Source organism: Streptomyces sp. NPDC047315 (assembly GCF_040643215.1).
Classification (GTDB): Bacteria; Actinomycetota; Actinomycetes; order Streptomycetales; family Streptomycetaceae; genus Streptomyces.
Map to the genome: position 1 here is coordinate 137154 of NZ_JBEYTZ010000020.1, position 11979 is coordinate 149132.

7 protein-coding genes are annotated in these 11979 nt (G+C 71.6%); all 7 read right to left on the reverse strand.

The annotated features are described in order from the left end of the window. Positions 1-43: 43 nt before the first annotated feature. The 7 genes from ABZ842_RS23310 to ABZ842_RS23340 all read right to left on the reverse strand — a co-directional run bounded on the left by ABZ842_RS23310 (position 44) and on the right by ABZ842_RS23340 (position 11977). Entirely contained in the window at positions 44-6727 is a 6684-nt protein-coding gene (locus tag ABZ842_RS23310; protein WP_361539752.1) for a DUF4157 domain-containing protein, read from the reverse strand. Next, positions 6724-7008, reverse strand: a complete 285-nt coding sequence (locus ABZ842_RS23315) for a hypothetical protein (RefSeq protein WP_361539755.1) — start codon at positions 7006-7008, stop codon at positions 6724-6726. Before ABZ842_RS23315 ends, ABZ842_RS23310 begins: the two co-directional genes overlap by 4 nt. Beyond that, a complete protein-coding gene (locus tag ABZ842_RS23320) occupies positions 6999-8912 on the reverse strand; it encodes an ATP-binding protein (RefSeq protein WP_361539851.1) in 1914 nt (637 codons plus the stop codon). Before ABZ842_RS23320 ends, ABZ842_RS23315 begins: the two co-directional genes overlap by 10 nt. Positions 8913-9008: 96 nt before the next feature. Next, positions 9009-9881: a DUF4255 domain-containing protein gene (locus ABZ842_RS23325; RefSeq protein WP_361539758.1), complete on the reverse strand. Its 873-nt coding sequence runs from the start codon at positions 9879-9881 to the stop codon at positions 9009-9011. A 4-nt stretch (positions 9882-9885) separates the two neighbouring features. Beyond that, complete coding sequence (locus ABZ842_RS23330) at positions 9886-10632, reverse strand: hypothetical protein (protein ID WP_361539760.1); 747 nt, start codon at positions 10630-10632, stop codon at positions 9886-9888. Then, on the reverse strand, positions 10625-11371 hold the full coding sequence (locus ABZ842_RS23335) for a hypothetical protein (RefSeq protein ID WP_361539763.1): 747 nt from the start codon (positions 11369-11371) through the stop codon (positions 10625-10627). The genes ABZ842_RS23330 and ABZ842_RS23335 overlap by 8 nt, the downstream gene beginning before the upstream one ends. Positions 11372-11452: 81 nt before the next feature. Beyond that, on the reverse strand, positions 11453-11977 hold the full coding sequence (locus ABZ842_RS23340) for a phage tail protein (RefSeq protein WP_361539766.1): 525 nt from the start codon (positions 11975-11977) through the stop codon (positions 11453-11455). Between the last annotated feature and the right edge of the window lie 2 nt (positions 11978-11979).

Genomic DNA, 11979 nt, shown 5'->3' on the forward strand with positions numbered 1-11979 from the left:
CGTTTCTCGAAGGGGTATCGAAATTCTACGTCATCGTTACCTGTCATTGTTCGCCCATGTCCCAGTTCACGTCGCCGTCATCGATTAACTTTTCGTAGCTACTCACCATGGTGTCCAGCCCCTCCAGGGAGATCTTGGTGCCCTTTGCGTAATCTCTGATGACCTGCCTGAGTTGGACTGTTCCCCCATCTCGTGTGAATTTTCCGCCATTCTCGAACATCTTCTCTCTGGCCTTGGTGAAGTGCTCCGCCAGGCGTGGGTGATTGCCCCCGAGAAGTCTGCTCCGAACAGTGTCCCGGCCGACCGAGTTCATAAAGAGAAGAGCCTTCTCATTGTCGGCGATAGGGGCGGTGTTCTGATCCCAGATCTTCTCCTGCCCCTGCTCTTCCCAGTCTTCTGGCCTTTTTCCTGTGCCGCCGACTTTTTCGTACCCCCCATACCTTGCATAGATATAGCTCGGCAAGTGGGGCCAATCGACATGGTCGAATTTTGCGCCCGCTTCGTACCAAATAATGGCATGTGGGTCAGGGATGGCTTCGTATGCTTGATTTTCGACTCCGTTGAGGGCGGCGATGTTCGTCTCCGGGCCACGCGCAGGTACGAGATTGCTTCCCTTGGCCTTGCCGCCGATTCGCTCCGGCAGGAGGTGCATCCGGACCCATCGAGCGGCCTCGGCAAGCCCTCGCGTTAGTACTTCGTTCCAACCGGGTGGTTGCCCCCACTTTGCGTTGCTCGCAATCTTTCCACCGCCACCGAAAACGGTCTTCGATCGCGTGCTGATGTAGTGGGACTTCTGCTGCTCTTCCTGCCGCCTGTCCCGTGGGCCGAGACTGAGGTCGTGGGAGGGGTATAGAACTTCATCGGGAACATCGAGGTAGATTCGATGGCGTGCTTCCTTGGCGAATTCTCTCATTTTCGCTCTAAGTTCATTCTTCTTCTCATCTGCCTCCTTTTTCTCTTGCTCGTTCGTTGTTTTTGCGGGAATTTGAGACTTGATTCCCATCGCTTCTTTATGCTTTTCCTTCGCTGCGGCCAGGTAGCGAACCTGAGTCGTCCAGTGCGGCCCGGCTTCCCTCCGCAGGAGGTCCTTGCCCCAGGACTCCAGGAACGGCTCTGCCTCCTCCGGCGTGCTGTGGATGTACAGCCGTGCGCGCGGCCCCCGCCCGTGGAACATCAACGTGTGCCGCTCGCCGTCGTCCGCGTCCGCGTACCGCACCTTCGGTAGGTCCACCGGCTCCGTGGTGTCACCCTGCCGATCCCGGCGACGGTCCGGCCCCGGCCGGCGCGCGCGATCGTCGCGCAAGCGGTCCTTGCGGCGGCGCCACAGGTCCCGCAGCCGGCGCAAGCGGTCGTTGAGGCGGCTGCCCACCTTGCGGCGGGCCTTGCCGCGGAGGTTGTGCGTCGCGCGCTTCGCCCTGCGTTGCGCGGACCTGACGGTCTGGCGGGCCCGGCGGGTGCGGTTGGCGGGGCGGCGGTCGCGGTTTTCGTTCCGGCGACGGTCGTCGGTGTCCTTCCTGTCAGCCGGCCGGTCCGCGCGCTGGTCGCCAGAGCGGTCGCGGTCCTTCGGACGGTCCGTGCCCGGTCCGCTCCGATCGGGCCTGCTCCGGTCGGGGCGGAGCGTGTCGCGGGCGGGGCCGTGGCGCTTCGGCTCGCCCGCGGGGCGGGTGTCCCGGTCCTCGTCGCGGGTTCGGCGCTCCGCGTCCCGCGCCCGCCGCCTCGCCGCGTTCACCTCGCGGCCCTCCGCCCGGCGCTCCTCGTCGTCACGACGCTTCTTCGGGCGCGTGGTGTGCGCGGGGCGCGGCTTCCGCTCCGGGGTGGGGCGCTTGGAGGGGCGCGGCTTCGGAGTGGGGCGGGACTTCTGGTCCGCCGTCGGCTCGCGCGGTACCGGACGGTCGGCAGGCTTCGACTCGTCGTCCTTCGGCTTGTCGTCCTTGGGCCTGTCGGGCGCGACGGGCTGATCCGGCTTGTCCGGTGCGTCGGGCCGTTCCGGGGTCTTCTTCTTGCGGATGTCCGTGAGCATGTCTTCGAGCCGCCTGCCCACACCGCCCATGAAGAGGCTCAGCCGTTCGAGCAGGAGTTCATAGACGAACGCGAGCAGTGCGACGACCCCCGCCGCGACCGCCTTCGCGAAGGGCTGTGCCCCGTTGCCGCTCTTGACCGACTTCAGGAAGTCCATGAAGAGTCCGTAGGCGGCGAGGATTTCGCTGAGCGCTCCCCAGGCCGCCTTGAGGGCGTCGATGATGGCCATCACCCACCCGGGGCCCGGAATGAGCCTGGTGGCGACCTTCTCGAAGACCACGGTGCCGATGATGAGCGGCAGTTGTTGCAGGGCGGCGTCCCACGCCATCTGGCCCATCTGCTCCGCGGTGACCCCGCCGTCGAGGAGTTCCTGGAACATCTCCGGAGCAATGCCGACGATCTCTTGGATCTTCTGGTTGAACCAGGCCCGGATGGCGGTCTTGATCTCATCGAAGAGGTATTCCCTGGAACCGGTGTCGACGGCGGCGCCCGCCTTGCTGATCCAGTCACCCGGGTCGGAGACGATGTCGTTGAAGACGGCCGCCCACTCGCCGAGGCCCTGGACGAAGGCGATGCCGAACTCAAGGGCGCCGACCGTGGCGAACTCGGCGATGTCGACGGCCGCCAGCAGTTGGGACTCCATCAGGTCGAGCCCGGCGAGCAGCGCGCCGCCGAAGACGTCGAGCAGGCCGCCGGCGACCTTCTTCAGACCGTCGGCCAACTCGTTGACCCTCTTCACGGCCCAGTCGCGCGCGCCGTTGATGCCCCTGCGCCACTTGTCGCGCATCGCCGGGTACTCGGCGAGCAGTTCGTCGCCGAGGGCGATCAGTTCATCGGCGAAGTCGTTGATCTGGGTGACGACCCACTTGCGGGCGTCGTCGATGAGCTCGAAGATCTCCTTCTTGAACCTGTCGATGACGTCGGTGACGAACTTCCGGGCCTTCTCGAAGACGTCCTTGATCGCGTTCTTGAGCTCCTCGAAGAGTTCCTTCAGCTTCTCCAGGGCCTCTTCGATCCAGTTGTCGGCGTCGCTCTCGCCGTCCTTCTGCTTCTGCTCCGCCTCCCGCTCGGCGTTGCCCTGCTCCTTCGTGATCTTTTCGTTGTCCTTGAAGGTGCGATCTTCGACATGCTCATCGGTCTTCTGCTGCTTCTCATCGATGTCATGACGGACCTTCTCGTACTTCTTGCCCTTCTTCCCGTCGATCTCCGCGACCTTGGTGTCCTGCTCCTTGATCCAATCGGCGCGGGAGGCGGAGACGTCGGAGCGGCCCTTGTCGCGTGTGTCCGCCTGCTTCTTGCCGCTGGCCAAGACCTCACGCTGGAGGTCCCGGTCGTACTTCTCCCTGTCCTGCTGCGCCCTGTCGTCCTTGGCGCGGCGCTCCTTGGTCATCTTGCCGCGGCCCTCGGTGAAGCCCGCCCGGAGCTGCGGGCCGCGCTCGTGCTCGGCCACGGCGGAGGCGGACTCGATCGGGACGCCCCCGGTCACCGTCCGGGGACCACCGGCCTGTACGGCGCCCTTCCCGCCGGGCACCTTGCCGGTCAGGGTTTCCTTGGGGACGTCCGGGTAGATCTGGTCCTCACCCATCGGCAGGCCCGCGTCCACGCGGCCCGCCCGGTGCAGTTCGATCTTCCGCTCGTCGAACTTCTGGCCCTGCTCGTCCGTGCGCTGCGGGTTGGAGTCCTTCTCCATCGGCAACTTGGGTGCGTCGCCCACACGGTTGTTGTCGAGCCCCTTGTCCTCGGTGGGGAGGTTCAGGATCGAGTCGATGAGGTCGTCGACCGGGAGGATCTCCTTGAGGAGCTTGCCGAACAACGCGGCGCCGATCGTCACCGTGATGTCCCACCAACCGGGCTCCGGCGCGTTCGCGACGGGAATCTCGCCCTGCGGCTTCTGCTCGCCGGTGACCTCGGGGGTGTTGCCCCCGTCGGCTTCGGTGCGGGCCACCTTGGCGTTGGTGTACGTACCGGGGGCCGCCACCGTCGGGCCGCCGGGCACGGTCTTGGGCGAGCCCGAGGGACGTTGGGCCTTCGGCGGTGCCTTGCGCAGCGCCGTTCGTTCCTTGTTGACCGAACGGCCCACGGCGCCGTCGACGCCCTTCAGCGTCTTCAGGGCCTGATGTGGCTTGAGCCCCGCCGCGATGGACAGTCCCGCCTCGGGCGTGGCGTTCGAGACGTCGGGGGCCGGAGCCTCCTTCGCGGCCCCGGGCCCTGACCCACCGGCCCGGCCGGCGCCGCCACCGCGCCCACCGCGGGCGGGCGCCGGGGCCGGGCCGCCGCGACCGCCCGCCCCGCCGCCGCGCCTGCGGACGTTCTTGGCGGCCTGCCGCGCCGCCTGCCGCTTGCCGCCCGTCGGCTTCTGCCGCGGCCGTGGCCCCGCGGCACCGGGTGCGTCGCTCTTCTCGCCCCGGCCGGCCGCCGGCGCGGGGGCCTTGCCGGCCCCAGGAGCCGGGGCCGAAGTCGCGGCCGGACCGGCCGGCGGAGCGGGCGACGCGCCCGGGCCACCCTGGTCCTTCGGGGCCGCATCGGATGCCGGTGCGCCCTGCTGTGGGCCATCAGCCCGTCCCCCCGCCTCCCCGGCCTTCCCCTCGGACCCCTTCGGCTGCTCCGACTCCTTCGGCTCCTTGGACTCCTTCGCCGCGACGGTGGCCGACTCCGGCTCCTTCCCACCGCCCGGGCCGCCCTTCCCCGCCGTCTCCGCCTTCCCGGAACCCTCGGTCCGGGACTCAGCGGCTGATTCGCGGGCCGGCGCCGCGGCGGCCCCTTGGGTACGGGCGTCCTCGTCCGCCTTGGACAGTTGGTCGGGGCCGGCCGAGGTGTCGACGGCAGCGGCCGGGCCTGCGCCGTCGGCGGCGAGGGCCTCTTCGGCGCGCTGCCGCGCCGTCGCCTCGTCCCCGCCCCGGCCGTCCTGCGCCGGCTGCCGCCCGGCCCAGTCCCGTTGGGTGTTGCCGTCCACCATCGTGGAACCCGACGAGGCCAACGCCCCGGCGTCGCCCGCCGGACCGGACTCCTGCTCGCCGGACAACACCTCCCACATCTCCTGGAGGGTGTGGCTCTCCGAGTCCTCCTCGTCGCTCCGGTCGGCGGCGGCCCGGGACCCCTCGGGCCCTGTCGCGTCCTGGGGGGCGGCCGGCTCCGTGTCGCCTTCGGTGGACGAGATACCGGGCGTTCGGGCCTCGCCCCTCTTGCGGCGTTGGAACAGCCGGGGGTCGTCCGTGGTGTCCGACTCCCGGGCCCCGCCGTCGGCCGCGCCCGCACCGGAACCTGCCGTTCCCGCCGGGTCCTCGTCGCGCGTCGGCTCCTGCTCCGCAGGTTCCGCCTCCAGCCCCAACGGCTCGTCGTCCGCGTCCTGTTCGTTCTCCGGGTCGCCCCGGGTACGGGACCGGCGCAGGTCGTCGCCAGTACGGAGCTTCTCACCGGGGTCGGCACCGCTCCGGTCCACCCCCGCCGGCGCCGCCGCCGGGCCGGCGACCGCAGCGGCGTCTTCCTGCCGTGGCTCCCGCTCGCCCGCCTGCCGCTCCGGCTCCTGCGGGACCTCTTCCTGCGCTTCCGCGCCCTCCTCTTGTTCCCCTTCCGGCGCGCCCGCGTCGTCCTTCTTCTCCCCGGACTCCTCGGCCTGCTGCCGCTCCTCCTGCGCCGCGGCATCCCTGTCCTCCTGCGCGGCGCTGTCGCGGTCCTGCTGCTCGGAATGCGACCGTTCCTGCTGCCGCTCGGCCCCCTCCGCCTGCTCCTGCGCGGCCGAGGACTCCGCAGCGTCCCGATCGCCGGAGGCGGCCGGTGGTCCGTCGCCTTCGCGGGGCCGGTCCTGCTCGTCCCGCGGGGCGGGCTTCCCTTCGCCCTTCGCCGGTTTGCGCGCGTCCTCCCGCTCCTGTGCGACGTCCTCCGCCCCGTCGGGCACGGCCAGGGGAACGCCGGTGGCCTCCAGCGGCAGCGGCGCCTGCCGCTCCGTCTCCTCCACCAGATCCAGGAGATGGTCGAGTACGGGGCTGGGCAGCCGCAGCTCCAACCGGTCCAGGACGACGTCCTGCACCTGCGGCGCCAGGCGCGCCAGCTGGAGCCGTACCCGACCCGACCGGTCCTCGGGATCGCCGCGCAGGGACCGCAGCACCCCGTTCGCCAACCGGTCGACGAGCGTCGCCGGGTCCAGCTCCGCCATCCGACGCTGGTCCGCGTCCACGGTGGCGTACCGCAGCCACCCGGGGGTGACCGGGCTCGGCTCGACCTCCCGGGGCGCCGAATCCGCGTCCCGTACGAGGTCCTGCGCCGCCGACTCCGCCGCACGCTCCATCGCCTGCTGCGGCAGGCTCACCGCGCCCAGGTCGCGCCCGGCGCGCAGGGCGCCCAGGCCGTCCGGGTTCTGCACCGTGTGCAACAGCTCATGGGCCAGCAGGCGCTGGCCGTCGACCGTGCCCGGGCGATAGGCGCCGGGGCGGAAGAAGATGTCCTGGCCGACCGCGACCGCGTCCGCGCCCAACAGCTCCGTGAGCGCGCCCGCGTCGCGGTCGGTGTGCAGCCGTACCCGGCCGAAGTCGTGGCCGAGCCGTTCCTCCAACTCGCGGCGCACGCTCACGTCCAGGGGCTGCCCCGCGCCACTGACGATGTCCTTCGGTTCCGGCGTACGGGCGGCGCCCCGCGCCTTCCGCTTGCGCCGCTTGTCCCGCACCGACCGCTGCGACGGGTCGTGCTGAGCTCCGGGGTGAGGGGCGCTCATCGCGGCTCACCCCGCCCCGACAGGCCCGCGTGCACCGCGCGCGCCAACGCCTCGCCCAGGCGGCGCGGCGACGTGGTCGACGGCAGCGCAGGCAGGCCGGCGATGGCGTCGACGGCCCGGCCGCCGTCCGCGGCCAGCGGCACTCCCCGGTCCCGTACGAGCCGGGCCAACTCCGTCTGGAACGCCGCCGACAGCCGATCACGGTCGATCCGCTCGAAGCCGTCCAGGACCAGTTCACCGATGTCCACCCGGATGGTGCGCGCTGGCTCGTTCAGACCCATCCGTCCACCTCCGACGGGGTCAAGGAGCGGTCCAACTTGAGGTATTCGGTGCGCGCCGCCTCCAGCATGTGGCGCATCTGGAGCCGACCGCCCTCCTCAGCGGCGAGGAAGGCGCCCGACAGCGCGATGTTGCGGATCGAACCGCCGGCGACCGTCAACCGGGCCAGCTGCGCCGGATCGATCCCCTTCGTCGGGGCGCGCGCGGGCAGGACGCGCCGCCAGATCTCCGCGCGCTCGGCCTCGCCGGGGAAGGGGAAGTCGACGACGAAGCGGATGCGCCGCAGGAACGCCGTGTCCAGCGCCTGCTTCATGTTGGTGGTGAGGACTGCCAGACCCCGGTACGCCTCCATCCGCATCAGCAGATAGCTGACCTCCAGGTTCGCGTACCGGTCGTGGCTGTCCTTGACCTCGCTGCGCTTGCCGAAGAGCGCGTCCGCCTCGTCGAACAGCAGCAGCGCGCCGCCGCGTTCGGCCGCGTCGAAGACCCGGCGCAGGTTCTTCTCCGTCTCACCGATGTACTTGCTGACGACCTGCGACAGATCGATGACGAACAGGTCCAGGCCCAGCTCCCGCGCCATCACCTCGGCCGCGAGCGTCTTCCCGGTGCCGGAGCCGCCGGCGAAGAGGGCCGTGACGCCCAGGCCCCGGCGCAGCGTCGCCTCGAAGCCCCACTCCTGATAGACGGTGGCCCGCTGCCGTACGTGCGCGACGATCTCCCGCAGAATCCGCAACTGCCGCTCCGCCAGCACCAGGTCGTCCCAGGACGCGTCCGGTTCGATGCGCCGGCCCAACTCGTCCATGCCCGTCCGCGCCTCGGCGAGCCCGGCGCGCCACGCGAGCCCGGCCGCGTCCGACCCGTTCCCACCGGCCAGCTCCCCGCCGGACAGTTCCCCGGCGACCGCGGCGCCCACCGAGCGGACCAGATGGGGCGGCAACGAGAACTGCTCGACCAGCTCCCGCAGGTCGTGCTCCGACAACGCCGGCACGTCCCGGAAGGCGTCCGCCCACACCCCCAACTGCTCCTCGGCGTCAAGCGCGGGCACGCTCACCCGCTCGCCGCGCGGTCGGGCGCTCGGCCGTGGATCGAGACTGGAGACGACGAGCGGCACGCCCGCGCTCGCCACGAACGCGTCCATGGCGACGGCCTGCTCACGATCCAACTCGTCGACCTCCACCAGCAGGGCCGCGGGCAGCAAGACGGCCTCGCGCTGCCAGAGCCGGGCCAGCCGGTCGCGTTCCGCCGGATCGGTGGGCAGGTCGGCGGCGGCCAGTGCGTACAAGCCGAGCCCCGAGCCGTGGGCGGCGACGGCCGCGATGTCGGCCCGCGAACGCAGGTCCCCGCCGACCAGTTCGACGCGGAGCGGGGCGTACGGGCCACCGCCCGCCAGCGCCGCCGCCACCCGCCGCGCCGCCCGTTCGTACGACGGGGGGAGGTCCGCGGGCGCGGTCGTACGGCGCAGCAGGCCGTGGAGCCGGGCGTCCAGGTACGGCGAGCCGAGGAGGAAGTGCAGGATGCGTTCGTCCAGGCGCAGTCGGCAGCTCGTCAGCCGCGTCTCGTCGTCCAACTCGACCAGCCGCCAGTGGCGCAGCGGGGCGACGGGCGTCAGCGCGCTCCAGTGCGGCTCGGTCAGCGCGGCGAGGGCCAGCGAGAAGGTGGGGTGCGTCCGCGCGGGGTCGCCGCTCGCGGCTGCGCACCGGGGGCCGGTCGTGGGGTCCAGCTCCGCCGCGGCGGCGAGGAGGACCACCTCACGTTCGAACGCACTGAGCCCGAAGCAACTGACGAGCGCTGTCAAAGCGGCGGGGCCGGTGGCGGCGCCCTGGGACGCATCGTCGGCCGGGGGCCGCGTGCGGTCTCCGTCGGTGTGCTGCGCATGGGCGTCGATCCGCGCGAGGACCGACGCCACGGCAGCGGCCAGCGCGTGGGCGTCCCCCCTGGCGCCGGCTGCCGCGCCCCGGCCCGTACCCACGCCCTCGTCCGCCCCCGTCCCGTGCACGGCGCCTCAGCTCTCCGTACCGTCTTCGGGCGCCGCGGGCTTCCTACGGGTACGCGCACGAGAGGCGGCGGTCTTCGCGGACGCGGCCTTCTTGGCAGCTGGCTTGGCGGCCTTGGCAGCCGTCTTGTTCGTCGCGCGCTTCTTCGCGGCTGCGGTGGCTGTCGTCGTGGTGGCCTGCGCGGATCGCTCCGGCGCCGAGTCCTGTGGCGCGGCGGCGGCCTCGCCCACGGGCGGTGGGTCCTCCACCGTCGGAGGAGTCGGCGCACCCGGCGCCCCGAACGGCAGGGCGCGCACCGTCCGCCGCTCCACGGGCTTCACCGGCGCGGGCGACGTGCGGCCATCGATCAGCACCAGCGACGCCTGATACGCCACCGACATCGTGTACGGGGTGTGGTGGAGCATCCCCCACAGCTTCGACGTCTCGTCGATGTCCAACTGCGTCTGGGTGAAGCGCACCCGCTGCGGGGAGTCGGCCAGGTCGCTGCCCGCCAGATGCGGGCGCGCGGCTGCCAGTTCGATGATCTCCTTCGGCAGCACGGGGATCTCGTGCAGGGTTCGGACCACGCAGCCGATCAGCCGCTGCCCGACCAACTCGGCCTCTTCCCCGTACGCGCTGATCAGATAGTGCAGATCCAGCGGAGCCGCGGGCCGCTTGAGCAACGTGCCGTCCGACGCACGGGTCGGTAGGTCGCTGTGGCGCATCGACGCGTTCGGGGTGACCTGGTAGAGGAACACGTTCACGGTCGGCTCGACCGGCGGTTCCGTCGGCGGTTTCCGAGTCTCCACCTTGACCGCGATGTCCATCTCCGGGCCGAGATTGCTCTCGATCAGCAGGGCCAGGGCCTGGGTGACCGTGGCGACGGCGAGGGCGTTGCTCATGTCCTCAGTTCCCCTTCTCGCCGCGCGACAGATAGTCGTCCAGCGTCAGCGCGGGCGCGCGCCGTCCGGTGCGGTCGAAGCGGTCGGCGGCGGGGGAGCGGCCCCGGTCGGCCATCGGTGCCGCACTCACTTCGAGCCGGCCGATCTGCACGTGCACGACGCGTTCGGCCTGCTTGGACGCGCGACGGCCCACCCCGTACGGGGCAGCGCCCCGGGCGGCAGCGGCGTCGGCGGCGCGCGGGCCGAGCGGCGCCGGTGCGGCCGGGGGAGCGGGGACGGCGGGGCGCGGCGCGGGGTCGGCCGCTTCCGGCCGCGGGCCGGCTGCCGAGGAGGGCGCCGCGGGCCGCCACGGTGCGTGCGGGCCGCGGTCCGGCGCCGCACGCGGCCCCGGAGCCCGGCGCGCCGGCGGCGGCAGCGGTGCCCCCCTGCCCGGCGTGGCAGCGGCGTCGGCGGGGGCGTCGGGCCCGTGATCCGAACGGACCGTCTCGGTGCGCACCACGGTGTGCCGGTCGGTCCGTACCGTACGTTCCTCGTGCACCACCTCCGCCGTCCGGCTAACGGAATGCGGGGCGGACGGGAGCAGGGAGGCGGGCTCGTCAGGCTCCTGCGGGCCGGACCGCAGCGCCTCCACCCGCTCGTACGGACCGGGCAGCCGCGGCCGGACCCGGATGGTGCATCCGGCGCCCTCGGCGCCGCCCGGCGCGGGCACCGGCGTGTACCGGGCGAGCAGCCGGTCGAAGTAGTCAGGCATCCGCACACAGCTCCAGGTAGTAGCGACGCCGCAGTGGGCTGAGCGCCAGGATCTCCGGCTCGCTCCACCCGTAGGCGCTCGCGAGCAGATGGACGTCGAGCAGCAGGTCCCGGGCCCAGGTGTCCAGTTCGGTCCACAGGTACGAGGTGATGTCCAGGTCCGCGGGCGTGGCCGCGCCGCACTCGGGGCAGGTGACGTTCAGTGTCACGTCGGCCGCCGGGTCGGCGTCCGCCGCCGCCTCGGCCAACCGCCGCCGGACCTCCGCCGGCAGCAACGCGTCCAGCCGCTCGGGCGGTACGCGCTCGCCGCCGCGCACGGCCGAGACGGTGCAGCGCGCCACCAACAGCCGACGGGCCTGGGCCGCGTCCGGAGCGGAGCCGACCGCCGCGAGGTCGGCGACGGTGGGCAGCCGGAACTCCACCGTCCAGTCGCCCTCCTCGATCCGCAGCGGCCCGTACCCGGCCCGCTCCCGTACGTCCAGGAGCGTCGCGTCGAGGTCGAACTCCATCGCCTCCCTGCACGACGTGCACGCCACGCACACCTGCATGCGTTCGCCGAACAGGGCCCGGCGCAGAGCGAGGAGGTCGCCCTCGCGGGCGCCGACCGGCATCGACAGCAACTCGTCCGTGCTGGCGTCCGGACGGGCCGCCCGGTGCAGCAGCAGGGACCGTTCCGCGTCGTGCCGCGTCAGCCCGGCTTCCCAGGTGGCGAGCAGTTCGACCGGCCCCGTCGGCGTCATCCCTCATCCTTCCGGTGTGCGCGTGGTGCAGGCAGTGCGTTCGGTGCCGACGGCGCGGGTGGCGCTGGGGGCCCGCGTCGATCAGGCCGGGTACGTGAACGACGGCTCGACCGGCTCCTCCACCTCGTAGTCCCGCTCCCAGCCCTCGCATTCGAGCTTCACGCTCTGGATGGCGACGGCGTTGGCGTTGGCGTCCAACTCGCCGAGCACCTGGTACTCGCTCACCCAGGCCCGATAGAGCTTGTGGGAGACGGCCACCTGCCCGGCCTCGTTGAGGACCTGGATGATGATGTCCTTGCGGAAGTCCCGCAGGGAGACCTCCGCTCCCAGCCCCGCCCCGACCTGCCAGACCTTGTTGGCCCACCGGTCGAACTCCGGGTCGTGGGTGACGCCGCGTTCGAGCGTCACGCCTTCGAACTCCGAGCGCCCCGGCGACTTCCGCGGCGAACTGGGATCACCGCCGTGCCGGTGCTTGACCACCTCGGTGGTGCGCTTCAACGGACTGATCTTGCTGACGCCCGCGACCGTCCGACCGTCCCACAGAACCAGGAACTTGAAATTCTTGTAAGGGTCGAAGCGATGGGCGTTGATCTGGAACTCAGCCATCG

Coding starts and splice junctions, on each gene's coding strand:
- ABZ842_RS23335 (WP_361539763.1), bottom strand. CDS start 11,371: ATGACGCCGACGGGGCCGGTCGAACTGCTCGCCACCTGGGAAGCCGGG.
- ABZ842_RS23310 (WP_361539752.1), bottom strand. CDS start 6,727: ATGAGCGCCCCTCACCCCGGAGCTCAGCACGACCCGTCGCAGCGGTCG.
- ABZ842_RS23340 (WP_361539766.1), bottom strand. CDS start 11,977: ATGGCTGAGTTCCAGATCAACGCCCATCGCTTCGACCCTTACAAGAAT.
- ABZ842_RS23325 (WP_361539758.1), bottom strand. CDS start 9,881: ATGAGCAACGCCCTCGCCGTCGCCACGGTCACCCAGGCCCTGGCCCTG.
- ABZ842_RS23315 (WP_361539755.1), bottom strand. CDS start 7,008: ATGGGTCTGAACGAGCCAGCGCGCACCATCCGGGTGGACATCGGTGAA.
- ABZ842_RS23330 (WP_361539760.1), bottom strand. CDS start 10,632: ATGCCTGACTACTTCGACCGGCTGCTCGCCCGGTACACGCCGGTGCCC.